Annotated in this window: 25 protein-coding genes; 5 read left to right on the top strand and 20 right to left on the bottom strand. The window is 56.6% G+C overall.

Features of this window, described 5'->3' with window-relative positions:
* Positions 1-10: 10 nt before the first annotated feature.
* The 6 genes from ACXAIA_RS03005 to ACXAIA_RS02980 all read right to left on the bottom strand — a co-directional run bounded on the left by ACXAIA_RS03005 (position 11) and on the right by ACXAIA_RS02980 (position 5,270).
* Positions 11-469, bottom strand: a complete 459-nt coding sequence (locus ACXAIA_RS03005; protein ID WP_475348036.1) for a MarR family winged helix-turn-helix transcriptional regulator — start codon at positions 467-469, stop codon at positions 11-13.
* Positions 470-614: 145 nt separating this feature from the next.
* Complete coding sequence (locus ACXAIA_RS03000) at positions 615-1,715, bottom strand: serine hydrolase domain-containing protein (RefSeq protein WP_475348035.1); 1,101 nt, start codon at positions 1,713-1,715, stop codon at positions 615-617.
* Positions 1,716-1,819: 104 nt separating this feature from the next.
* A complete protein-coding gene (locus ACXAIA_RS02995) occupies positions 1,820-2,152 on the bottom strand; it encodes a hypothetical protein (protein WP_475342714.1) in 333 nt (110 codons plus the stop codon).
* Between the two features lie 39 nt (positions 2,153-2,191).
* Positions 2,192-2,764, bottom strand: coding sequence for an EndoU domain-containing protein (locus ACXAIA_RS02990; RefSeq protein WP_475348034.1), 573 nt, complete (start codon positions 2,762-2,764; stop codon positions 2,192-2,194).
* Between the two features lie 73 nt (positions 2,765-2,837).
* Entirely contained in the window at positions 2,838-4,214 is a 1,377-nt protein-coding gene (locus tag ACXAIA_RS02985; protein WP_475348033.1) for an ATP-binding protein, read from the bottom strand.
* 201 nt (positions 4,215-4,415) lie between these two features.
* Positions 4,416-5,270: an alpha/beta fold hydrolase gene (locus tag ACXAIA_RS02980; protein WP_475348032.1), complete on the bottom strand. Its 855-nt coding sequence runs from the start codon at positions 5,268-5,270 to the stop codon at positions 4,416-4,418.
* Positions 5,271-5,403: 133 nt separating this feature from the next.
* Between ACXAIA_RS02980 and ACXAIA_RS02975 the strand changes: the two genes are divergently transcribed.
* On the top strand, positions 5,404-6,285 hold the full coding sequence (locus tag ACXAIA_RS02975) for a LysR family transcriptional regulator (protein WP_475348031.1): 882 nt from the start codon (positions 5,404-5,406) through the stop codon (positions 6,283-6,285).
* Positions 6,286-6,436: 151 nt separating this feature from the next.
* Here the strand turns inward: ACXAIA_RS02975 and ACXAIA_RS02970 are convergent, their stop codons facing one another.
* From ACXAIA_RS02970 to pspA, 3 genes are read right to left on the bottom strand one after another with little or no spacing between them, the layout of a single operon-like run.
* A complete protein-coding gene (locus tag ACXAIA_RS02970) occupies positions 6,437-7,003 on the bottom strand; it encodes a hypothetical protein (RefSeq protein ID WP_475348030.1) in 567 nt (188 codons plus the stop codon).
* Positions 7,000-7,257: an envelope stress response membrane protein PspB gene (gene pspB, locus ACXAIA_RS02965; protein ID WP_235285114.1), complete on the bottom strand. Its 258-nt coding sequence runs from the start codon at positions 7,255-7,257 to the stop codon at positions 7,000-7,002. Before pspB ends, ACXAIA_RS02970 begins: the two co-directional genes overlap by 4 nt.
* A gap of 48 nt (positions 7,258-7,305) precedes the next feature.
* On the bottom strand, positions 7,306-7,983 hold the full coding sequence (pspA, locus tag ACXAIA_RS02960) for a phage shock protein PspA (protein ID WP_475348029.1): 678 nt from the start codon (positions 7,981-7,983) through the stop codon (positions 7,306-7,308).
* Positions 7,984-8,415: 432 nt separating this feature from the next.
* Here pspA and pspF point away from each other — a divergent pair, with 432 nt between their 5' ends.
* Genes pspF through ACXAIA_RS02945 form a run of 3 tightly spaced genes read left to right on the top strand, consistent with a single transcriptional unit; the run spans position 8,416 to position 11,065 of the window.
* On the top strand, positions 8,416-9,435 hold the full coding sequence (gene pspF / locus ACXAIA_RS02955; protein ID WP_475348028.1) for a phage shock protein operon transcriptional activator: 1,020 nt from the start codon (positions 8,416-8,418) through the stop codon (positions 9,433-9,435).
* Between the two features lie 5 nt (positions 9,436-9,440).
* Positions 9,441-9,920 carry a hypothetical protein gene (locus tag ACXAIA_RS02950; RefSeq protein ID WP_475348027.1) on the top strand — a complete coding sequence of 160 codons (480 nt, stop codon included), beginning with the start codon at positions 9,441-9,443 and terminating at the stop codon, positions 9,918-9,920.
* Positions 9,917-11,065, top strand: a complete 1,149-nt coding sequence (locus ACXAIA_RS02945) for a PrpF domain-containing protein (RefSeq protein WP_475348026.1) — start codon at positions 9,917-9,919, stop codon at positions 11,063-11,065. Before ACXAIA_RS02950 ends, ACXAIA_RS02945 begins: the two co-directional genes overlap by 4 nt.
* Before the next feature lie 22 nt (positions 11,066-11,087).
* On the opposite strand, the gene ACXAIA_RS02940 is transcribed toward ACXAIA_RS02945, so the two are convergent.
* The 10 genes from ACXAIA_RS02940 to ACXAIA_RS02895 form a co-directional block, all read right to left on the bottom strand.
* Entirely contained in the window at positions 11,088-12,023 is a 936-nt protein-coding gene (locus ACXAIA_RS02940; protein ID WP_475348025.1) for a hypothetical protein, read from the bottom strand.
* Between the two features lie 40 nt (positions 12,024-12,063).
* The gene (locus ACXAIA_RS02935; RefSeq protein ID WP_475348024.1) at positions 12,064-13,197 is read right to left on the bottom strand and encodes an acyl-CoA dehydrogenase; all 1,134 of its coding nucleotides are present in this window, start codon (positions 13,195-13,197) and stop codon (positions 12,064-12,066) included.
* Positions 13,198-13,278: 81 nt separating this feature from the next.
* Positions 13,279-13,899 (bottom strand): carbonic anhydrase, encoded by a 621-nt coding sequence (locus ACXAIA_RS02930; protein ID WP_475348023.1) that lies wholly within the window; start codon positions 13,897-13,899, stop codon positions 13,279-13,281.
* Between the two features lie 141 nt (positions 13,900-14,040).
* Complete coding sequence (locus tag ACXAIA_RS02925; RefSeq protein WP_475342755.1) at positions 14,041-14,352, bottom strand: P-II family nitrogen regulator; 312 nt, start codon at positions 14,350-14,352, stop codon at positions 14,041-14,043.
* 4 nt (positions 14,353-14,356) lie between these two features.
* Positions 14,357-15,331 carry a sodium-dependent bicarbonate transport family permease gene (locus tag ACXAIA_RS02920; protein ID WP_475348022.1) on the bottom strand — a complete coding sequence of 325 codons (975 nt, stop codon included), beginning with the start codon at positions 15,329-15,331 and terminating at the stop codon, positions 14,357-14,359.
* A 158-nt stretch (positions 15,332-15,489) separates the two neighbouring features.
* On the bottom strand, positions 15,490-16,677 hold the full coding sequence (locus ACXAIA_RS02915) for an acetyl-CoA C-acyltransferase (protein ID WP_475348233.1): 1,188 nt from the start codon (positions 16,675-16,677) through the stop codon (positions 15,490-15,492).
* 68 nt (positions 16,678-16,745) lie between these two features.
* Positions 16,746-17,918, bottom strand: coding sequence for an isovaleryl-CoA dehydrogenase (locus ACXAIA_RS02910; RefSeq protein ID WP_475348021.1), 1,173 nt, complete (start codon positions 17,916-17,918; stop codon positions 16,746-16,748).
* Positions 17,919-18,022: 104 nt separating this feature from the next.
* Positions 18,023-18,487 (bottom strand): PaaI family thioesterase, encoded by a 465-nt coding sequence (locus ACXAIA_RS02905; protein ID WP_475348020.1) that lies wholly within the window; start codon positions 18,485-18,487, stop codon positions 18,023-18,025.
* A gap of 623 nt (positions 18,488-19,110) precedes the next feature.
* On the bottom strand, positions 19,111-19,944 hold the full coding sequence (locus ACXAIA_RS02900) for a substrate-binding periplasmic protein (RefSeq protein ID WP_475348019.1): 834 nt from the start codon (positions 19,942-19,944) through the stop codon (positions 19,111-19,113).
* Between the two features lie 289 nt (positions 19,945-20,233).
* A complete protein-coding gene (locus ACXAIA_RS02895) occupies positions 20,234-21,940 on the bottom strand; it encodes a DEAD/DEAH box helicase (RefSeq protein ID WP_475348018.1) in 1,707 nt (568 codons plus the stop codon).
* A 381-nt stretch (positions 21,941-22,321) separates the two neighbouring features.
* Here ACXAIA_RS02895 and ACXAIA_RS02890 point away from each other — a divergent pair, with 381 nt between their 5' ends.
* Positions 22,322-23,992, top strand: a complete 1,671-nt coding sequence (locus ACXAIA_RS02890; RefSeq protein WP_475348017.1) for a methyl-accepting chemotaxis protein — start codon at positions 22,322-22,324, stop codon at positions 23,990-23,992.
* 72 nt (positions 23,993-24,064) lie between these two features.
* On the opposite strand, the gene ACXAIA_RS02885 is transcribed toward ACXAIA_RS02890, so the two are convergent.
* Complete coding sequence (locus tag ACXAIA_RS02885) at positions 24,065-24,925, bottom strand: prephenate dehydratase (RefSeq protein WP_475348016.1); 861 nt, start codon at positions 24,923-24,925, stop codon at positions 24,065-24,067.
* Between the last annotated feature and the right edge of the window lie 76 nt (positions 24,926-25,001).

Raw genomic sequence — 25,001 nt, 5'->3', positions numbered from 1 at the left:
GTCCTCCGGCTTATTGCGACGTGTCGCGCATATCCAGCCGGTTCAGCAGTTCGCGCATGACATCAAAGGTGATATGAAGATTTTCCTCGGAAACATTGGCGGTCAACTCGCCGCGCAGATCGCCGAGCAGGACTTCAATCTCGCTGGCTTTCGCGCAGCCCGCATCGGTCAGGGCGACCATCTTGGCCCGACGATCCCGCGGATCAGAAACACGCGACACAAACCCGTCGCGCTCAAGCTGATCAATAACGCGGACCAATGACGGGCCCTCCACACCGATTTCCTCGGCAATCATGCCCTGACGTACCGCGCCGCCATTGCGATGCAGAACAATCAACGGCATGGCCATGGTCTGCGAAAGTCCATGCGCCTGAAGGGTGCGATTGACCTCACGCTGCCAACAACGCGCGACGCGCATCAGGGCACTGCCAAGGGTCAGGTACGGGGTGTTTTGATCAATGTTTTCCATGGCACGAACCATAACAGAAAAATTAGATAGAATTCTAACTATTATAATCCTATCAGTTATGACGTCTGTGCATAGATGAAGCACTCCCGCATGCATATCTGCATACGGACTGCGAAAAATCAGAATGAAAACAGAAGGATAAACCCTATTCCGGCGTGCCGAACAAACCGGTCATCAGCATGCTGGTGACACTTGGCACCTCATTCAGCGCCCGGCCATTGGCAAGAAATACCACCACCGTGTCCTGTTCGGGGAACCATGAAAACTCGGCCGAGTAGCCAAAATAGATCCCGTCATGCCCCCAGACCGGGCCCCAGTCACTCGCCCCGATCATCAACCCATAGCCATAGGACCCGTCACCTGCAAAGGCCGTATCGGTCGTTGCGCGTTCAAGCGCATTCGGGCCCAGCAGAACCCCGTTCACAAACAGCGCACGGGCAAATTTGACCATATCTTCGGCAGTCGAAATCACCCCGCCATCAGCCAATTGATCGCCCACGTCATAATCCGTGACGTCTTCAAGCTGCCCGTCGCCATTGGCGTCATCAAAACCGCGCGCAAGCGATGCCGGCCTTGGAAAACTGCCAAAGGATGTGTTGTTCATCTCGGCCGGGGCAAAGATCCGGCGATTAAACACGGCACTGATATGCGCGCCCTCGACCGCCTCGATCATCACGCCCAGCAGGATGAAATTGCTGTTGGATGGCGCATAATTCGTGCCCGGGGCAAAATAGGCATCCCGATCCGCAATCAGTGACAACAGCTCGACATTGCGCCAGCCATGCCGCGGATCGCGCCCGACCAGCTCGAAAAAGAACTCGCCATCCAGATAATCGGGAATGCCCGAACTGTTGCGCAGCAAATCACGAATGGTCGCGCGATCGGCATTGGCAATGCGGTCGCGGAATTCTTCGGGCAGGTATGTGCCAATCGGATCGGCCAGATCAATCCGCTGTTCGGAGGCAAGCTGCAAGGTGACCACAGCCGTCATCATCTTGGTCAGCGATCCGATATAAAACTGCCGGTCCCGTGTCATGCCGGTATCGGGCCGAACACTGGCATAGCCCGTGGCGGCATAGCGCACATTGCCTTCGCCATAGCCAATCGCCACCACCCCGCCGGGCAGACCGGCATGTTCGACATATTGCGACAGGAATTTTTCCAGCGGATCAGACGGCGCATCCTTGGAACTCTCATCTTGCGCAAATGCAGGAGCGCCCGGCGACATGACAAATGCCACCGCCATGATCACTATCGCACATGCGGGAATACGCCAGAATGCTGCGTTCAAATCGCTCTACTCATGTTGCCCAACCATGCCCACCTTCGGGCAAATTGCTTTCCGCCCGGTTAATCCGGGCTTTCTGACAGCTTTGATATCCAGGTGCGCAACGCCACCTCAAGATCGGCGGTCCGCACCGTCACCGGGCTTTCACCCGCCTCATCAAAAACCGGCGATATATCCGTTGTTTCCGGCCCAATATTCAAGATGTAGGCATTCATCGACATTTCCCAAGAGGCATTAAGACTTTGACGCACCCGATCTACATGCGACAGCACCTCACCCGCCCATTGGTTTGCACGCCCGATATCCATCGCAAGGACGGCCGCAATGCGATCATGCCCGGCGTCACCTGCTACCTTTCCCGGCCAATCGGGAACCGGAAAATTACTGCCTGCCATCACATCACTCTCTGATCACGCACAGCTCGAATCACCCCATCAATAAAGCGGAAAGGCGGTATTGATATTGCCCGCATTCGCCCCGTGGCTCAGCGTTGCAAAGGCGATGTAAAACCGCACCTCTTCTGATGGGCCAACGCAATATCCGGCCGCCGATCCGCCTCCAGGCCGGTTAAAGCCGCAAGACGCCCAATGCGGCGCACCGCTTGGGCAGGCCTCCTGGTTGTCATAGGCATGCAGAATGGATTTTTCGACTTCCGCCTGACTGCAGTGATCGGGATAGATGGTCGAGAATTTTGACGGGTTGGTGCCATCGGGATTCACCAGCGTAACGGTTGCGCCATAGACACCACTGGCATTGGGTTCTTGCGTGATTTTCACATCCGCAACGCTTGCCGGATTGATGCCATGCGGGCGGGAATGAAACCCTTTGGCCCGATTGCCATCGACCTCACCGCAAAAGACGTGCTCGATATTGATCGGCGGTGTGGTGTCGCTCCAATGCGGCTGTGCGGGACACACAACCTGCGCCTGCGCACTTGCCAACATACCAGCCCAAAGCATCACTGCCCCGGCCACAAACATAAAGCAAACCCGAGAAAGCCTGGTCATGACGGACCTCCCTTGCCCTGCGCCGCCCCATCAAAATGCAACCCGGCGCGATGAGCCAGTTTAGCACAACCGATCAAAGCTGCGAAAATTCAAGCCCGATCCGAAGGGCGAGCACACTGGCCGGCTCAAAGCGCATCGGCACCCCGCCAAGCTTGCCCCCGTGCCATTGCGCCTTGGTCAGGACAAAGGCGCCAAGTGGCAAGGCGTGACTGCCCCGGAAATTGACCAGCGCACGAATTTCCTTGGGCTTGCGGATCGCTTCATCGCGCCACAGGCAATGATAGGCAAACAAGGGCGTACCCGAGCGTCGATCAAGGAAGACAAACGGCACCTCATATTGCCCCCAGCGCGCGTAATAGAGGCTTTCCATCCCGACCGCTGAGGTCAGAAACTGCGTCTGGATTGCGGTTTCGGCCAATCGCGTGATGGTGGCACTGTCCGATGCCCGCCCGCCAATCAAACCGGTGCGAAGCCCCGGATGGATCAGATGCACCTTGAACGCCACGGCGCGCTGGAACGGTTTGGCATCCTGATCAACACGTTCAAGCCGGCGCACCAGCCAGGCACTTTCAAGATATTCCAGATACCGCCTAAGCGTGTTCTTGGCGATATCAAGCTCGCGCGCCAACGTTTCAATCGAAAACTCCGAACCCGTGTTATAGGCCAGAAGCGCAAACAACCGATGCAGGTCTGACGGGCTTGAAATGCCATGCAGGCCCGGCAAATCGGAATGCAGCGATCGGTGAATGGCCCCGGCCTCGCCATTGGCGGCATGAAAACCGCCTTCGTTGATGTAATCCTCAAACAGGTCGTTCAGCTCAATCAAACCATCGGGCACATCGGCGGTATAGCGCCCGACATTGGGCGTTTCGGGCAAAACATCACTGGGTGCGATGCCCTTTTGCTCCAGATATTCGGCAAAGCTGAACGGTGGTAAAAACAGGCTTTGCATATATTCAACATTATCGCCCGCAGGCGCCAGCGCGCTGACGGCCACCACGCGCAACATCGGATCCGCCGCCAAAAGCTTGACCAGGCTCGCCTCCCAATCGCGCTGATAGGAAACCTCATCGATAAACAGCCAAAGCGGATGATCGGCCGAGATCCCGCGCATCGAGCGCAACAGTTTCGGCAGGCGCGGCAGATCAATCTCCAGAAACAGCGGATGTTCAAGCGACACATAACAAACATGACGCCTGGGCGTGTCATTGTTCAAAAGCTCGGCCACCGCCTGGCGCATCATCACGGTCTTGCCAACGCCCCTGGGCCCGGTCAGAACCAGCGCCTTCTGGCCGTCATTCTTTTCAATCGCGCCCCAGAACCGCTTGAAAAACGCACGTTGCGGCAGGCCTTGCACCTGATCATCAGTAACACCATCCCACCACGGGTTATCAAGCATCAAACGATGCAGAAAATCCTGTTCCCCGGGATGTTCGATCATGGTCGCCATATGATGTTCCCCAAAACGCTGCCTGCCCTATAGCTGGATATATGGGCAATTTTCCCGACTTTGCCGGGAAAACCTTTAAATTAGGTATAGTGATAAACGCTATTTGGGGATTTTGCCGCAAATAATTGCAAACAAAAAGAAAAACCGGACCTCGCCCGCATTGGTAAAGTCCGGTTCCATGAATGTGTGGCTGATATCGGCTCAAGCGTCGCGATGCCGGTTCAGGAAATCAAGGATTAGCGCATTAATCTCATCAGGTTTGTCCTCAAGGGCGAAATGCGCAGCCCCCTCCACAAGGCTCAACTCCGACCCCGGAATATGCCTATGCAGGCGTTCCGCCCAATCTGTCGTCTGCCAGACATCCTGCGCGCCCCAGATCAGCTTGACCGGCTTGGTGCCAAGTTCGCCCAACCGGTCGGCCACCTTCATTGTATGGATCGGGTCATATTGGCGGATTTGATGCTGAAACAGGCTCGCCTGGCCAATCGGGCCGGAAATGTAATCGACATAGGTCTCAAGGGCGGTGTCCTCGAACCGCGCCTGATCAACCACGGCTGATTTCACCCAGTCGCGAAAATGCGCCCGGTGCTCTGAATCTGGTGCCTTGGCCAGAACATCAAGCCCGGCCTCCATCTGCTGACGTGTGCGTTTGGAGGGATAGCTGTCATAACTGACCGCATCAATCAGGATGATGGTGCGTGCCAGATCCGGGCGAAACACCCCGACCTGCTGGGCAATCGCCCCACCAAAATCATGGCCAACAATATGGGCCGATGTCAGCCCCCAGTGATCCATCAACCCTTCAAGGATCGGTAGCTGCCCACTGATAGATGTATCGATTGCCGAGTCCCATGGCCGTTCCGACAGCCCGTATCCCAGCAAATCAAACACATGCACCTTGTATCCGGCAGTCACCAGCGGCTCGACGCTATAGCGCCAGATCAGGGAGGATGACGGCGTACCATGCAGTAAAATGACAGGCACGCCATCGCCATACACCCCGTGGGCAATGCGTGTGTTGTTTATCAGGACATGATCATTTGCGACCGGCTTCATCGGGTTCTCCTTACATCGGGAAATCTGTTGATGCCCCGATGATGGGCCGCAGCTTGCCATGACACAAATGAATAGATATCATTATATCATCTTAAATTGTCATGATGCACACGCCGTCAGGAAAGAACCCACCATGCCCCGTCTTGATATCGCAAGCCTCGAAGCACTGTGCGCCATTGCCGATCACGGCGGCATTACCCGCGCGGCCGATCATCTTGCCCTGTCGCAATCAGCCATATCGCACAAAATCAAACGGCTTGAGGACGGGCTGGGCTACGCCATTCTTGATCGTCGCGCCGGCGGGGCAAAATTCACCCGCGAAGGTCAGCAGCTTCTGACCTATGGTCGGCGTATTCTCGCCATTCATGAAGAAGCCCTGATCAGCCTGGCGCGCAAACCGCTGAAAGGGCGTCTGCGCCTTGGCATGACCGAGGACATGGCCAATAACGGCCTGCCCGGCATTCTCGGTCATTTCAAAAAGCTCTATCCCGACGTCGCGGTCAGCACCACCACCGGCCAAAGCCTGCATATCGCGCAACAGCTTGAGGATCGCGAGATTGATCTTGGCGTCTTTGATCTGTTTGAGCACCTCAAACGCCCAACCGATATTGTCTTGCGCCAGACACCGCTGCACTGGATCAAGGCCCATGATTTCGAACTCGACTGGTCAAAACCGATCCCGTTTCTGGCATTTGATCCGGATTGTTTTTATCAGAAATGGGCCATGGAAACCGGCCTGACCCATGCATCAGGATTTGAAACCATTCTGACCTGTGCCAGCAGCAATGCGATTGTGTCTGCCGTCGCATCGGGGCTTGGCGTCGCCCTGATCGGCGATCATTGCCTGACACCTGATATTCAGGTCATTACCGATGTCTTCCCCGCCCCGCCTTCGGTCACGACCGTGATCCGGACATCCCGTCAGGCCCACGGCGAACCCACAACCGCGCTTAAAAACGTCATCCACGATGCCTTTGCCCCGGCCAGTAGCACGGCGCAAAAACGCATCGCCTGACCCCGAACCCAAGTTCCAGACAAAACAAAACCGGACCTTGGGAAAAGGTCCGGTTCATATGTTTGACGACGATCTCACATTGCTAACGCGAGGGGGGATTGGGGAAAGCTGAAACCGTCGTCAATCTCGTAAAAATCTGTATGGCAAAGGCTTATGCCTTCGGTGCGTCCGGCTTGTCGTCCGCATCATCGGCACTGTTGGCCGCGTCTTCGTCCTTCATCTTTTTGAATTCCGACGCCGTCCGGTAATCACCCGATGCGACGAAACCTTCCATTGAGCCGGTACGCCGTTCCAGATCGTCAAACTGCTCACGCAGATCTTCCATCCAGCTTTCTTCATAATCGACACCCACCGTCGGGCGTTCGTCTTCGGCATCGGCTTTGCTGTTGTTCTGGCGTGCCGCACGTCCGGCCGATGTGCTTTGCCCCGCACCACGCACCTTGCCGCGCAGGCCATCGAACCAGTCCGGGTGATGGACATAGGCCCAGGCCAGACCAAACAGCATCACACCAACCGGGAAGCTGAAGATCAGAACCAGAATAAAGGCGATCAGCACCCCTTTGCGCGGAATGCCAAAGGCTTCTGAAATGCCGCGCGTGGTCCGGCCGATCACACCATGACATTGCTTTCCGTCACGGTTGGCGTGCGATGAACGGCATCCGCGCCTTTTGTGACCGCGCTGAAAACCATTTCCGGCAGCAGCTTGCTGGGCCGTCATATCCTGTTCCTCCATTCGGCAACCTCGGCATCTAACAGGCGTTCAAGTGTTTCGACACGGGTTTCGAGTCGCTTGGCCCGCTGTTTCAGATCGGCCACGATTTCCTTTTCGCGCGCTGTCTGTTCCGGGCTTTGTGTGCGTTGCTCGGCCTTCATGCGTTTCCAGACCGTGATGTAATGAAACACCACCCAGACCGGGCCAACAACGGCGATCAAAACGATCAAGGGTACGGCAATCGCCCACATATTCGACATCTCGTTCTTTCAAACAGACCTGTGCTTCAAAACACATGAGCCAGTTACTTATTTGTCTTTCTTCGTGTCTTTTTTCACACGCGCTTTGAGTTCCTTGAGATCATCCTCGATCCCGAGCTCTGCCTCAAGGTCGTCAAACTGCTCTTCAAGGCTCTGGCCTCGGCCAAGCTCCCAGGAGTCCGCATCGGCTTCAAGCTCATCAATCCGGCGCTCCATCTGCTCATAACGCAGAAGCGCATCATCAATCTGACCCGAATGCAGCTTTTCCTTCATTTTGACACGCTTTTCAGCGGTCTGCATGCGGATTTCGACCGCGCGCTGCTTGCCCTTGGCTTCATTGAGCTTGTTCTGAAGCTTGTTGAGGTCCTCGTCATACTTGCCAAGGGTTTCCTCGATCACTTCAAGCTCACGCTCAAGCACAAGGCTCTGATCGGCCAGACGACGGCGCGCCATCAGCGCACCCTTCGCCAGATCATCGCGGCCCTTGGACACGGCAAATTCCGCCTTGGTGTCCCATTCGACCTGACCGTCATGAAGTTTTTTAAGCTTGCGCTCGACTTCCTTCTTGTCGGCAATCGCCTTGACGGCAGCAGACCGGACCTCAACCAGGGTGTCTTCCATTTCCTGGATCATCAACCGCACCATTTTTTCCGGATCTTCGGCACGATCCAGCAGCGAGTTGATGTTGGCATTTACGATATCGGACAAACGCGAAAACACGCCCATTGTCTGATCTCCTTGTTCATTCGGGGGACGTAAAAATTCTGATCTAGGGTCTGAACTCACTAAGATGTTTGTAATGGTTGCTCTGATTTGTGCGGATACGCGGAGCAAGGCAGCAGGAAGATCTATATCTTTCAATGCCTTTCGACAAAGTAGCCCGTGCAAATCAGAGCAATCCGAAGGACAACGACCAGATAAGCGAACTCCTACGTCAAACCCCTTGACCGGGATGCCGACCCGCTCTGCGGGCCTTTCCTTGTATTTCGCTTATCTGGTTGTTGCCATTGCAGACATCTTAGTGAGTTCAGACCCTACATTTCAAATGCCGTGCCAGTTTTGAAATTCCGAAAAATCAATGACTTAACAAATCATCAGACTTTTTAACTAACTTTTATCGCGACAATATTGTCGTTTTTCGATAACGTTTTTCGCGAAATGGATAGCTTGCAACCGATATTGGGCGAAGACCCCGTTTTTCTGGCCGCCCTTGAACATGTTTCACGTCTGGCGCCGATCGAACGCCCGTGTCTGGTGATTGGCGAGCGCGGCTCGGGCAAGGAACTGATTGCCGCCCGCCTGCACTATCTCTCGCGCCGCTGGGGTGGCCCACTCATCAAGGTCAATTGCGCGGCCCTGACGGAAAGCCTGCTTGATACCGAACTGTTCGGCCACGAAGCCGGCGCCTTTACCGGGGCGACCAAACGCCATGTTGGGCGGTTCGAACGGGCACATGGCGGCACCATCATCTTGGACGAAATCGCCACCGCCAGCCCGGTCGTGCAGGAAAAGCTTTTGCGGGTGGTTGAATATGGCGAGATTGAGCGTGTCGGTGGCTCGGAAGTCATCGAAGTCGACACCCGCGTCATTGGTGTGACAAATGAAAACCTGCGCGAACTGGCCAAAACCAACAAGTTCCGCGCCGATCTGCTGGATCGCTTGGCCTTTGACGTCATCGCCGTCCCGCCGCTGCGCCAAAGGTCTGATGATATCCTGTTACTCGCCGAACAGTTCGCGCTCGAGATGACCAAACGTCTGGGTCGCAGCGTTTTCCCGGGCTTCTCGCGGCATGCCGCCGAACAATTGCTCCGCCATCCCTGGCCCGGCAATATCCGCGAATTGCGCAACGCGGTTGAACGCAGCATTTACCTCACTGAAGACGACGAAACCCCGCTCGCCCACATCACCCTTGATCCGTTTGACGGCATCTGGTCAGAAACCGAAAACAGTGCAACCAGCCAACCCGGCGCAACTGAAACGCCCGAACCCGACAGCACCCCGGACGGCACCATCGACTTCAAATCACAGGTCGCAAATTTCGAAATCAAATTGCTGCAACAGGCCCTGCGCCAAAACGCCAACAACCAGACCGAAGCCGCCAAATCCCTTCACCTGAACTACCACCAGTTTCGTCGCTTGCTTGAGAAGCACGGATTGCTCGCCAAGCATCAGGATTGAACGCGATGTACCAGCCAAGAACACCGAACTACCGCAAGAGCGACCCGGTGATGCGCTGGAACTTGCCGGATCGCGTGTTCTTTGCTTGCGGTGCCTGCCACATTCTTGCCCATGCATTCCTAAAGCGTTACGGCACCGATGACATGACGCCTTTATGGCTTCGCCCGCACAAGGGCTTTACCGGCAATCACATTGTCATTGCGTGGGATGACTGGATTTTCGACTATCGCGGCTACAGCCACCGCCAGACATTCATCGATCACTGTTTTCGCCGCACCCGCCAGCGTTGGGCAGACTGGGATGCAGAGATTAAACCAATCCCGCGCGACGTATTGATTTCCGAAGAAAAATCACGGCAAATCGACGGGCTATGGCTGCGCGAACCAAAACAATTTCTGCACGATGCCTTACCGCGCGCCGAACGCTTCCTTGATCGCTTTGCACCACCGCCCCAAAACATCACCCTTCGGAGCGCCCCAAAATGAACACGACCCATTCTCCCCAAATCCCGCTCCGTGCCGTTTTCATGCGTGGCGGCACCAGTCGGGCGCTGTTTTTCCGGGCTGAGGATTTACCGCCGGCGGGTCCCGCACGCGATTCCATGATCCTGAGTGCCATGGGCAGTCCCGATCCGAACAAGCGTCAGCTTGATGGCATGGGGGCCGGGACGTCTTCGACCTCGAAAATCGCCATCATTGCCAAATCAACCCGCGATGACGCCGATATCGATTACACCTTCGGGCAGGTTTCGGTGGATGCACCGGTGATCAGTTACAAGGGCAATTGCGGCAATATCTCCTCGGCCGTCGGACCTTATGCCATTGAGGAAGGATTGGTTGAAACATCGGGTGATCAAGCAATCATCCGCATCCACAATACCAATACCGGCAAGATCATCGTTGCCAGATTTGCGCTGCAAAACGGCATGCCGAAACTCGACGGCGATTTTGCCCTGGATGGTGTCGCGGGGACAGGCGCCCCGATTGCGCTATCCTTTCTGGCACCCGGCGGATCAAGCACCGGCAAGACGCTTCCGACCGGCAAGACGCGTGAAGTTCTCGAGACCGATGGCTTTGGCGCCGTTGAGGTCTCACTGGTCGATGTCAGCAACCCGATTGCCTGCATCCATGCGCATAGCCTTGGCCTGACCGGGCGCGAAAGCCCGGCCGAGATCACCGAAACGCCGGGTCTTTTGGACAAGATCGAAACCATCCGCATTGCCGCAGCCGTTCGCATGGGGATTTGCAGCCGAGAAGACGCCCAAACTACGGTCCGCAACCTGCCACAAATCGCCATCGTCTCCGCCCCGACCGATCAGGACAGCCCGGCCACCAATATTGTGCTTCGCATGATTTCGACCGGACAGGCCCACGCATCCAGCCCGATTACAGGCGGCATGTGTCTGGCCGCGACCATGAAACTGCCGGGCTCGGTCGCCCATGAACTGGCGCGTGCGAACACGGATGCCCGTCAACCACTGACCATCGCCCACCCGTCCGGCACACTGGCCCTGGATGCCGATATCAGCGGCAGCACGGTCGATGATTTCTCTGTTAACGCCGTCACGGTGTTTCGCACCGCCCGACGCCTGATGCAGGGCGAGGTGATGGTGCCTCATGCAAAAACGTAAGCATCACACCAATTACTGCGTTCTAACCATTGGGCTCAATTGCGCTCGCTGCTTTCTCTGCAATTTCCCAACTTAATATGTGAGAGAGTTCGAAAAATAGTGCCGCCTCTGTAAGAAGCTCCTCATGCTCACTAGGATGCCACTTTCTCATCTCAAAGGCATTTGCGTGCTGCAAAGCTCCTCGAATCTCGAATAAAAACTCACAGACACTATTCGCTGAAACCCCAACGCTAAAAGCACGGTACTTATTCGACACTTTGTAGAATTTTTCCTGAACATCTCTCTCTTGAAGCATATCTTCAATTGCTTTGATCAGAACCGAGTTTTGCTGGAAGGCAGCAACAGTTTGACGCTTGCTCGTGTGCCCGCCAGCAAAGAGATACTCTAGGAAGAGATAGAAAGCCCTGATCGAGTCAATATACCTCTGATTCTGAAAATGTGACCTAGCAGCTCTAAACAAACTCAAAGAAGATATCTCATCCGTCTCCGAAGAAGATGCAGTGATCAATCTTTCAATAAATTCACCTTCAAGATAACCCTCTCTTGGACGCTCGAGTGGGGCGGAGAGCTTCCAGTCCTGAAGAAGCCCGTGAGCAATGTCTCCGTCTCCATCGTCCAAGAACCAACTCACCGATAACTCGCCAAAGAGTATCTCCTCCAGCCCGTATACACTCAGCAAGCCTTCCAGTCTGATTAGCTCTTGCCGTATATCTCGGAAGCCAAACATATTTTCGTTAACTTTGAACGGGAAATCTTGAGACCGCGAGCCAAGAGCCCCTATCTGCCAATCAAGCCTCGGCCATCTCTCTTGAGGAACATTCATAACCTCGACCACAAGCTCGTCGACTACGCCTCGTTCATTATTGGCAATGAAATTGAACCGAAAGCTATCAAGAACGACTTCCTTTTGCTTTACAACTAAACTGCCTCTCACTGGGAAGCTAAAACGAACTTTCAAAAGCCTCTCCCTGATGAAAGCCGACAATGGTTTAGCAACATCAATCCGCCAACGAACGCGCAATCACCATGCGCTGGATATCAGACGTGCCCTCATAGATCTGGCAGACCCGGACATCGCGATAGATGCGCTCGACCGGGAAGTCCTTGAGATAGCCATAGCCGCCATGAATCTGGATCGCGGCCGAGCAAACCTCTTCGGCAATTTCAGACGCGTACATTTTCGCCATGCAGGCCTCGGTCAGGCAGGGCTTGTGATCATCGCGCAAGGTGGCGGCGCGCTGCACCAGCAAGCGGGCGGCATCAATCTTGGTCGCCATATCGCCCAAACGGAACGCCACCGCCTGATGATCAATGATCTTCTTGCCAAAGGTTTCGCGTTCATTGGCGTAGTCCTTGGCGGCCTCAAACGCCGCGCGCGCCATGCCGACCGATTGGGCAGCAATGCCGATGCGCCCGCCTTCAAGATTGGCCAGCGCGATCTTGTAGCCATGTCCTTCCTCGCCCAGCATATTTTCGGCTGGCACCCGGCATTCCACAAAGGTGATCTGACAGGTATCAGAGGCATTCTGACCAAGCTTCTCCTCAACCCGGGAAACGACATAGCCCGGCATATCGGTCGGCACGATAAAGGCGGAAATGCCGCGTTTTCCGGCTTCCGGATCGGTCACGGCAAAGACGATGGCGACATCGCCCTCAGACCCCGATGTGATGAATTGTTTGGCGCCATTCAGGATCCAGTGATCACCATCGCGGACCGCACGGGTGCGCAGCGCACTGGCATCTGATCCCGCCTGCGGTTCGGTCAGGCAGAAAGCCCCGATCTTTTCGCCGCGCGCCATCGGCACGAGAAATCCCTGTTTTTGGGCCTCTGTCCCGAATTTCAGGATCGGCATGCAGCCGACAGAGTTATGCACCGACATGATGGTCGAGGTCGCCCCATCCCCGGCGGCAATTTCTTCAAGCGCCAAGGCATAGGCGACATGATCCATGCCCGCCCCGCCATATTCATCCGGCACCAGCATGCCCAAAAAGCCAAGCTCGCCCAGCCCGGCGATGGCTTCTGCCGGGAAGGTATGGTGGAGGTCCCATTTTGCGGCATTGGGTTTGAGTTCGTTTTCGGCGAACTCGCGCGCGGTGTCGCGCACCATGATCTGATGTTCTTCCAACCGCATGACGGTCATCCTCCCAATATGTGTTCGTGGGCGATGTCCGGTCCTGCGATCAGAAGATCATCTTGATCAATCAGGCCGGGCTTATTCTTCGCCCTGAACAAATTTGTCCTGCTCGGCATCAAAGCGCCACAGGATCCCTTCTTTCATGCCGTACCACCAGCCATGCAGCTTGAGGTCACCGGCCTCGACCCGTTCCTTGATGAACGGGAATGTCATCAGGTTTTGCAGCGAGTTGCGTACCGAATGGCGCGATACCTTGTCGGCATCCGGGCCATGTTCGAGGCAGCATTTCGCAATGCTGACCCACTCGCCGATAAAGTCACGGTCCGGCACCTTGCCGGTTTCGCCATGTTTCACCAGGGCCTGCATGCCCCCGCATGCCGAATGGCCGAGAATGACGATGTCCTTGACCTTGAGATCGCGTACCGCAAATTCGATTGCCGAAGACGTCCCGTGATAATTTTCGTCGGGCTCATAGGGCGGAACAAGGTTGGCCACGTTACGGATGACAAACATCTCGCCCGGTTCGGCATTGGTGAGAATGGCGGGATCAACGCGGGAATCAGAACAGGCAATCAGAAGAACTTCCGGTCGCTGGCCCATATTGACCAGGTCTTCGACGCGCTCCGGGCGCTGATCATAATACATCGCCTTGAAGCTCTTGAACCCGGCAAGCATCCGATCAACGGTTGGCTTTGGCATCTCGCGAAGTCCCCTATTCTGTATGACGCTGTCGCCAAAATAGGACCAATTCGCCCAAGTTGATAGCCCTCATTCACACCTTCTGAATCGTTTTAAACGTGCGATCTCCTTTGTTTTGATCCCAACAAAACCCTGACGTTTCTAGAAACGATCCGCGCGCAGCACCTGACAATCGCTAATTGTGACAACGCCGATATGGCGGTCGACCACCTCGAATGCGGCTTCCAGCATCCGGTCAAGTTTCTCGGGCCGGATGATGCAGATCACCTGAACCATACCGCCGCCGCGCGACACGGTGTCATCGCGGCTCCAATTGCCCGAACGACCCGATCCGCCAAGGACTGGCAAAACCGAAAAGCCGGTCACACCGGCCCCCTCAAGCGCCTGGCGCAGGCGGCTTTCCATGATGGCTTCGATAATGATCGCTACGCGTTTGGCATCATGCTTTTCCATGGGATTAACCTCCGTGAACGGCACTGGCCATCGCAAGATACAGCGGAATGCCAAGCGTCAGGTTGAAGGGGAACGTCACGCCAAGTGACAGCGTAAGATAGACCGACGGGTTGGCTTCGGGCAGGGCAACGCGCATGGCTGCGGGCACCGCGATATAACTTGCCGAGGCGCCCAGCACCATCAGCAGCACCGCACCACCAAGTGACAAACCAATAATCAGCGCAAAGACCAGCCCCAGGCACGATCCAATGATCGGCATCAACACCCCGAAGGCCAGCGGCCCCGGGCGCAACACCGCACGCCCCTGTTTGAGACCACGTCCGGCAACCAGCCCCATATCCAGCAGGAACAGGCACAGAACCCCCTGGAAGGGCGAAACAATCAGCGCCTCGATCTTGGCCATGCCCTCCGCGCCCGTGACCCAGCCGATAAAGAAACTGCCGACCAGCAAAACGATCGAACCATTAAGCAGGATTTCACGGATCAGCGCCCCGTCCAGGCGGCCCTTGCCCCCCGATGATACCAGCAACAGGGCCGAGAATATGGCAGGCGCTTCCATCGCGGCCGCAACAGCAACCATGTAGCCCTCTGCCACGATGCCCGAACTTTGCAGAACCGAGGTTGCCGCGACAAAGGTAACAATCGAGATCGAGCCATAATGCCCCGCCACCGCCGCGGCATCCGTTCGGCTCAGCTGCGATATCGCACGCAGCAGGGCAAAAGCAATAAACGGCAGCACAAAGGACAGGATCAGACCCGCCGCCAAGCTCATGCCCAATGTCAGGTCGATGCCGTTATTGGAAACAGCAACCCCTCCCTTGAACCCAATGGCAAACAGCAGATAAAGCGATATGCCCTTGGCAAACGCTTCCGGGATCGTCAGATCCGATCGCGCAAGGGCGGCACCCACCCCCAGAACAAAGAACAGAACGATGGGCGACAGAAGGTTCTGCGCCGCCAGACTCAAGACGTCTTGCATGACTACCCCTCGACAACAACACCGCAGTCTGTCGCAAACAGCCACGGACCCCGCGATAAAACGGCAAATCCGATAGCAGGACCACAATTCTTTGTCACCAGAAAGCCCCGCGCAGAGATCGCCGGGGCGTAATCTGGTTCACATATTCCAACTGAAAGTTACAGAAGCTCGATCGCGACCGCCGTGGCCTCACCCCCGCCGATGCAAAGCGACGCCACACCCTTTTTGCCGCCATGGGTTTTAAGCGCATGGATCAGGGTCACCAGCAATCGCGCACCGGTCGCCCCGATCGGATGGCCCAGCGCACAGGCACCGCCATGGACATTGACCTTGCCGCGATCAAGCTCAAGATCGCGGATCGCAGCCATCGCCACCACCGCAAAGGCTTCGTTGATTTCCCAAAGATCGACATCGTCCTTGGTCCAGCCCGCCTTGGTCAGCACTTTCTTGATCGAGTCAATCGGGGCGGTCGTGAACCAGCAGGGTTCCTGCGCATGGGTGGCCTGACCGGTGATTTTTGCCAGCGGCTTAAGCCCGCGCTTTTCGGCCTCGGACGCGCGCATCATGACAAGGGCAGCAGCGCCATCGGAAATCGATGCGGAATGAGCGGCTGTCACCGTACCATCCTTGGCAAAGGCCGGGCGAAGGGTCGGGATTTTTTCCGGTTTGGCTTTTGGCGGCTGTTCGTCGGCGTCAATCGTGACCTCGCCCTTGCGGGTGGCGTAACTCACCGGGGCGATTTCATCACTGAAATGGCCCGATTGCGCAGCCTCCTGCGCACGCTTGAGCGAGGTGATGGCATAGTCATCCTGTGCTTCGCGGCTAAAGCCGTATTTTTCTGCTGTTGCCTCGGCAAAGGTGCCCATGGAGCGACCCTTGTCATAGGCATCTTCGAGCCCATCAAGCGCCATATGGTCATAAACCATGTCATGACCGTATTTGTGGCCCGTCCGCATTTTCGGCAGAAGGAACGGCGCATTGGTCATGCTTTCCATGCCACCGACCACCATGACATCCGCCCCACCGGCAACCAACGTATCGTGGGCAAACATCACGGCCTTCATGCCCGATCCGCACATCTTGTTGATCGTGGTCGCGCCCGCAGCCCGCGGGATACCGGCATTCCAGGCGGCCTGACGGGCGGGTGCCTGCCCCTGACCGGCGGGAAGCACATTGCCCATGATGACTTCATCAATGTTATCAGCCGACACACCGCCACGCGCGAGTGCGGCCTTGATGGCAACACCGCCCAGCTCGGATGCGGTCACGGTGGCGAAATCACCCTGCAGGCCACCCATCGGGGTACGCGCGCAGGAAACAATGACGATCGGATCAGAAGTGCTCATGGTCATAGTCAAAGTCCGTTTTGTGTTCGTGGGACGAGGGTTTTGGGTTCGGTTTAGCGGTTCAGAACTCAGGCGGTTTCGCCAAACAGTTCGCGGCCAATCAGCATACGGCGGATTTCGCTGGTGCCTGCACCGATTTCATAGAGCTTGGCATCGCGCAGCAGGCGGCCGGTCGGATATTCATTGATATAGCCATTGCCGCCCAGCGTCTGAATGGCTTCCAGCGCCATCCAGGTCGCCTTTTCTGCGGCATACAGGATCACACCGGCCGCATCCTTGCGCGAGGTTTCATCGCGATCGCACGCCTTGGCAACTTCATAAACATAGGCACGGCAGGCATTCATCGTGGTGTACATATCGGCGATCTTGCCCTGCATCAGCTGGAACTCGCCAATCGCCTTGCCGAACTGCTTGCGCTCATGGATATAGGGCACGACCACATCCATGCAGGCGCGCATGATCCCCGTGGGGCCTGCGGCCAAAACCGCCCGTTCGTAATCAAGGCCGCTCATCAGAACACGCACCCCGCCATTGAGCTGGCCGAGAATGTTTTCCTCGGGCACTTCGCAATCCTGAAACACCAACTCGCAAGTGTTCGACCCGCGCATGCCCAGCTTGTCGAGCTTTTGCGCGGTCGAGAAGCCCTTGAATGTTTTTTCGATGATAAAGGCCGTAATGCCCTTGGCCCCGGCATCCGGGTCAGTTTTGGCGTAAACCACCAGGGTATCGGCATCCGGGCCGTTGGTGATCCACATCTTGTTGCCATTGAGGATATAACGATCCCCTTTTTTCTCGGCCTTGAGCTTCATCGACACAACGTCCGATCCCGCGCCCGGCTCGCTCATGGCAAGTGCCCCGATATGCTCGCCGCTCATCAGTTTGGGCAGGTATTTCGCCTTCTGTTCGGCTGAGGCGTTGCGTTTGAGCTGATTGACGCACAGGTTGGAATGCGCGCCATAAGACAACGCGACCGAGGCGGACGCCCGGCTGATTTCTTCCATGGCAATGACATGCTCGAGATAACCAAGGCCAGTCCCACCATCTTCCTCGGACACCGTCATGCCCAGCAGGCCGAGGTCGCCGAACTTGCGCCACAGGTCATTGGGGAACTGGTTGGTTTCATCGATCTCGGCCGCGCGCGGGGCGATTTCGGCCTCGGCAAAGGAGGAGACGGTTTCGCGGATCGCTTCTGCGGTTTCGCCAAGATCGAACTTCAATCCGGGAAAGTCGAAAAATGCCATGATGGTGTTCCTGCCCTAGATGTTTTCTCGGTATTTTCTAACTGTTTCACGCGTGTTTCACGCTGGTGGTCTTATTTTTTGATAAAAGTGAATAATCGATATGATTATGCGACATCATCCAATAATTCCGGCGGCAGCTTCATCACCTTGAGGGTCTGAAGCGATGTCGCGCACAGAACCGGTTCATCATTCCTCACACCAAAGACATCGATGCGGGTGACAATGATCGATCGACCGCGTGAAACAACCTCGCCCACCGCACGGAGCTGATCCCCCAGACCGGGGGCGACGATGTTGAGTTTATATTCAATCGTCAGCATCCCCTGATCGGCCTCAACCAGGCTCCAGCCGGCAAACCCACCGGCAATATCGGCCAAACCCGCGATCAGACCGCCATGGAAATAGCCGTTATGCTGAATTAGATCGGCGCGCGATGGCACAATCACCTCAACCCGGCCCGGCTGCACATCAGCAACTTCCGCCCCGATCGACAGATTGTAGGGCTGCTGGGCGAAACGCTTGCGCACTTCGGCAGCGTAGTCGGGGTTTTGCGGTTCAAACGAAGCCATGTCGCGATCCTGTGGTGAAGCCGGCACGGTTATGAGGGACCGTACCGGGATTTGACGCGACTCTGTTGTAGTTAACGTTAACGTTAACGTCAAATCAAATCGGCATAGCTATACCAATTTATGCCAAAAACCCGATTGAGGCACGGTATCAGGCGGCTTTTCCCTGGGTTGGCGGAGTGTCCTGAGGCGAGAGCTTCTGGGCGGTTGCGGACCCTGTGACTAAAGGTTTTGGTCGACTGGGGCCTTGGCCGGCTGGAGACTTTGGGCGGCTGGGGGTTTTGGGTGGCCGGGGGCTTTACCCGCACTGGGGCTTGGGAAGGCCGGGCGGTTGGAGCGGCTGGCCGACTGGGGCAGCCGGATGATTGGAGTGGTCGCGCGGTTGCCGTCAGCGCATCGCGGCGGGATCCCGGTGATGCAGGCGTGCGTCCCTTCCGGAGCTGCTGGGGTGTGCGGCAGGGATGCATGCTGCAGCGTGGCGCGCTGTTGGGTGCGTGTACAATCCGGGAAGTGTCTGGGCCCGCCGGGTGCAAAGACCGGGCGGGTTCGCCAAGCGGGTTCGTGGGGCGGAATGGCCGGTGGGTGTTCCGGCCCCGCCGTTTCGGGCGTTCAGGCTGGCTAATGCCCTAGTTGGTGTGTTCGCCCCATTCCTTGATGCTGGCTTCGAGCAGTTCGGACATGACGCCGCGCGAGACGAGGTCGAAGACGGCACGCGACAGGCGTCCGCGCAGTTCACCGGTATTGCATTCGGATTTGTGCGACATGGTCAGATAGAGGTTTTCGGCACTGACCGGGGTGTCGTAGCTGCGGATATTGGTGATGTTTTCGTGTGCTGCGACCGCCTTGCCGGGGAATTCTTCGTAGATCAGATATTCAGCCCGGTTGAGCGAGAGCATCTGCAGGCCCTGCTCGAGGCTGGGGACTTCGCGAATGGTCAGGTTGTGACGGGCATAGGCGTCAAATTCCTGTCCGAAACTGTTATTGATCACGGTCAGGCCTTCGATGCCGAGCAGATCGGACCACTGGCTATAGCCCAGATCAAGATTGTCGCGCGTCCAGATCAGGGTGCGGGTGCCCTGAAAGGCCGGATAGAAATAGTCCATGTAATCAAGGCGCGGCAGGGTCAGAAAGGCCCCGGCAATCATATCAAGGGTCCCTTCGCGCATGCGTTGCTGCACGCGGCCCCAATTGCCGGCATAGACCACATCAATCTCGATACCGGCGAACTCGCCGACCCGCTTGATGAATTCGGCCGCCGCCCCGTTAAGGGTTTCACCATCCTTGGCGACCCAGAGATAAGGCGGATAATCCGGATTGCCCGAGGCAACCAGACGGGTGCAGTCGCGCTGCCCGTCGGCATCACGCACACCGCCGTTTTCATCGGATTGCGCGCGAAGCGGCCCCGAACCTATCACGGTGGCCAAAAACACGGCCAAAGATGCAAGCCAGATCTTCATCATTACCACTCTTTCCCTGCCTGCCGCCCAATCCAGGGCTGCATTCAGACCAGAAAACTTACTCGTAGGTGTAGCAAATTTAGTTCAATTCCACACTAAGGAATAGGTCGAAATACGCATTATTCGAAATTCGAGATCGGGTAACACACGCCAAAATGGCGAAGGACCAGCTGTTGCCAGCCGGTCCCCCGTATGTGTTTTTTTATGAAGTTCTGTGCTCCGACATGACGCCTGGGCGATGTCGATCCCCTGCACAGCCTTCAATCCGTGCCCGCACACAAGCGGGGCAGACTTACGCCGAACGGCGTTTCATTCCCTGGTTGCCACCACGGTTGTCGCGACGCGGACGATCATTGAAGTCACGACGTCCACCATCACGATTGTCGCCACGGTTACCATCGCGGCCGCGGAAGTTACCACCGCGATCACCACGCGGCTTGTCGCCGAAACGACGTTCGTCACGGTTGCCACCTTCGCCACGGGGACGGAAGTTGCCACCACGACCGCCACCATTGCGATCTTCACGATCACCGCGCGGTGCACGGTCATCATTGTCAAAGCGCGGCTTGCGATCATTGCGGAAGTCACCGCCATCACGGCGCGGACGATCATTAAAGTCACGACGACCGCCACCATCACGTGCAGCGCGTTCACCTTCGCCGCGCCCGCCATCACGTCCGCCGCCAAAGCCACGACCGCGACCACCATCACGATTGTCACCACGGGCACCGTCACGGCCACCGCCGAAACCACGGCCACGACCGCCATCGCGACCGCCGCCAAAGCCACCGCGACCACGGCCACCGAAGCCACGACCACCATCACGGCCACCGCGACCACCACCGTTTGAACGGGGCGGCGGGGCAGCATGGAATTCGTGATCTTCGTCGATCTCGACTTCCTGTTTGATCAGGCGTTCGATGTTGCGCAGCAGACGAATGTCGCGCGGTTCGCAGAACGAAATCGCGATGCCTTCGGCACTGCCACGACCGGTACGACCGATACGGTGAACATAGCTGTCGGTATCCTGGGGCAGATCATAGTTGATCACGTGCGTAATGCCCGGAACGTCGATACCACGTGCCGCAACATCGGTTGCGATCAGCACAGGGAAACGGCCATTGCGGAAGTTGCGCAGGATTTTTTGACGAATGCGCTGCTGCTTGTCACCATGAATGGCGTCGCTGTCGACACCTTCATCGCGCAGCTGGAACGACAGTTCGTCGGCATCTGCCTTGGTTTTGGTGAAGACCAGAACACGTTCGGCTTCATCACGCTTGAGCAGCTGAACCAGAAGCTTGGTCTTGTCGTGACGTTTCACGAACATGCCACGCTGGGTTACGCGCTCGGTGACACTGGCCTGCGGTGCGGTTTCGACCTTGACCGGGTTTTTGAGCAGACGATCGGTCAGATGTTTGACTTCGGCCGGCATGGTTGCCGAGAACATCACCGTCTGATGATCGTTCGGCAGAAGTTCGGCAACGGTCAGAACGTCTTCGGAGAAGCCCATGTCGAGCATGCGGTCGGCTTCATCAAGAATGAAGACTTCGACATCGTCAAAACGCACGGTGTTGCGCGACATGTGATCCAGCAAACGGCCCGGGGTTGCAACCAGGATATCCACGCCACGGCGCAGTTCCTGAATCTGCGGGCCCATCGGGGAGCCACCAAAGACAACAGAAGAAAACAGGCGGATGCCTTTTTTGAAATCACGCAGGCACTGGCCGATCTGGGTCGCCAGTTCGCGGGTCGGTGCCAGAATAACGGCACGCGGCTGACCCGGTTTCGGGCGCTTGGGATTTTCAGCAAGGCGCTGCAGCAATGGCAGGCAGAAAGCGGCCGTTTTGCCGCCACCTGTATGGGAAATACCCATCAGGTCATTGCCTTCGAGAAGAGCCGGGATGGTGGCTGCCTGAATTTCGGTCGGCGCCGTAAACCCGGTCGCTTCAACATTGCGCAGCAGGGGCTCGATCAGTTTGAGCCCGTTAAAATCAGTCATAAAGGAAAGTCCTTCGTTTATCCGGTCGGCGACATGTTAACGCCTAAAGTGCCTGCCCAAACGCAGTCATGACCGGTGCTTGGCAAAGAGCCAGCGTCGGACCCGCATGAGAGGCAAATGATGTGAGGCCACACCGTCATCACGATACAGCCGCCCTCGCCTTTTCATACAGTTCCTGACAGCTCATTCTGTCTTTGCAAGCGAAGGAATGAGCCGGGTGATACAGGGCGCCCGCCAATAAGTCAATCAATCCCCGCGCCCATCAGCCATGCAAAAACGCTTAGCGCCTGATTATGCGACGAAAGTTTCTTTTTAAATTAACCCTTTAGGACAAGAATAACATGTACCGAGTGGAGAACTGCATTTTAGAAGGGGAATTCCATGCGGTTTCGCGTTCTGACGGGGATCTTTTCCATCCCTGCTATCTGTCTGGTTGTGCTTCTTGCCATCATCGCGACAGTGTCCTTGAACTACCAAACAAGCCTGCGTAACGGAAAATTCGAACAGATTTCGCATCTGACCGAAGGTGCCGTGACCATCGTCAACAGCTATGTCGCCAAAGCCAAAAGCGGCGAAATGAGCGAAGCCGACGCCAAGGCCGCAGCGCTTGAAGTGCTCAATGCCTATCGGTTCGATGGCGAGAACTATATTTATGCCGCCGATTATAATCACTGCATGGTGCTTGATCCGCTCAGCCCGGAAGATGTCGGAGCCTGTAATCCCGACAGCCGGGTGCGCAAAATGATCGTCAACGCGGCCAAGGCGGGCGGCGACATTATTACCTATGAAACCAAAAAGCCCGGCGAAGGCGACAAGCTGATTGAAAAAGCAGCCTATGTCCGCCCAATCACCGAATGGAACTGGGCGCTTGGTGCTGGTGTTTACATGGATGACGTCCAGTCGGAATTCGTATCCATCATCACCCATATCGTGATCATTTCGGCCATCGCCATCGTGATTGCCGGTATCCTGTCCTGGATTGTCGGCACCCGGATCACGCGCGGTATTGTCGGGCTGAATGACAGCATCCGCGCCATTGCCGAGGGCGATTACAATGCGCCCGTGGAAACCGATTCCCGGTTTATCGAAATCGGCGATATGGGCGAAGGGGTTCTGGCCCTGCGTGACAAATCGGCACAGGCCCAGCAGCTTGAAGCCGATGCGGATGGTCTCAAGGCAAAATCCGACGAAGAACGCCGTGCCAATATCCGCGCAATCGCATCCAAACTTGAATCTGAGGTCGGCGGCATTGCCGGTGCCCTGGATCAATCAGTCCAGCGCAGCAATGAGCTTGCAATCAGCATGGCGCAAAATGCCGATGGCATCCTGGGTCAAAGCCAGCATGCGGCGTCGGCTGCGGGTGAAGTATCGCAAAGTGTCGATGCCGTTGCGGCCGCGACCGAGCAGCTGTCATCGTCGATCACGGAAATCAATGTTCAGATTTCCCAGATGTCGAACACGGTCGAGCGGGCAACCGATGAAAGCCAAAGCGCATCCAATGATGTCGCCGGCCTGTCGGAAACGGTCGAGAAGATCAAGGAAATCATCGGCCTGATCAACGACATCGCCGCCCAGACCAACCTTCTGGCCCTGAACGCGACCATCGAGGCTGCGCGCGCCGGTGAAGCGGGCAAAGGCTTTGCCGTTGTCGCCAACGAGGTCAAAAACCTGGCGACCCAGACGGCAAAGGCAACCGACGAGATTGCCGCCCAGATCAATGACATCATTGATGGCACCGAACGTGCGGTGACCGGCATTTCGCGGGTTTCGGAAACCATCGAACAGGTTCGCGGTGCCTCGACCGCGATTGCAGCGGCGATTGAAGAACAGGGTGCCGCAACACAGGAAATCTCGGGCAATGCCAACCGCAGTGCGGATGGCGTCAAGGATATCTCCAACAGTGTTGAAGACACCATGAACAATGCCCAGAGCACGACACAGGAAGCAGATGAACTGAAATCAGCCTCCGCCGAGCTTTCAAGCCGTTCGAGCGAGCTGACCCAGATCATCAAGCGGTTCTCGTCTGACTTGCTCAAGCAAGCCGGGGCGTAAGTTCCCAAACCACGAAAAAGGGCCGGACAAATTAATGTCCGGCCCTTTTTGATTCTTGCTTTTGCTGCGGGTCTATTCCGCCGGGGGATGGTTATCCTTGCGGAAGGGATGGGCCGGATAGACGCCGAGGATGCGGACCTCATGCGAGAAGAATTGCAGTTCTTCGAGCGCGTGGCGCAGGCCGAGCTGTTCGGGATGGGCTTCGACTTCGGCAAAGAACTGGGTCGCGGTGAACTGACCTTCGACCATGTAGCTTTCAAGCTTGGTCATGTTAATGCCATTGGTGGCAAAACCGCCAAGTGCCTTGTAAAGGGCGGCGGCGACGTTGCGCACCCGGAAAACGAAGCTTGTCACGACCGGGGTGCCATCATTGGCGATATCAAGCGGTTCGCGGGCCAGGATGATGAAGCGCGTGGTGTTGTGCGCCGCATCCTCGACCTCGGTCCGGAGCACATCAAGGCCATAAATCTCGGCCGCCAGTACAGGCGCGATGGCAGCGATGGATTTATCGCCACGATCAGCGACTTCCTTGGCACAGCCGGCGGTATCGGGGCCGACCACGGCATTCACACCCAGTTCCTTACGCAGTTTACGGCATTGGCCGAGCGCGTGAACGTGGCTGTGGATTTCCTTGATGTCTTCGATCTTCGTACCAGGGACGGCGACCAGCGCGTGGTTAATGCGCAGGAAGGTTTCCCCGATAATATGAACACCGGATTCAGGCAGGATGTGGTGCACGTCGGCGACACGACCGGCCAGCGTGTTATCAATCGGGATCACTGCCAGATCGACCTCGCCTTCTTCGAGCGCGCCAAATGCGCCTTCAAAGGTCCTGTACGGTACTGTCGTTGCACCCGGAAAGGCGCGACGGGCTGCCTGATCCGAATAGGCACCGTGCATTCCCTGAAAAGCGATCCTTTGTTGCGCAGTCATCTGGCTGTTTCCTGAAGTAAGCATAAAGACTTGTTATAGAGCCGCACCCCATTGCGGTGCGGTCGGATAGAAAACC

Source organism: Thalassospira sp. ABL2_045, from assembly GCF_056161285.1.
Note: the sequence above shows the minus strand (reverse complement) of the source record. Positions and strands in the feature narration are given on the sequence as shown.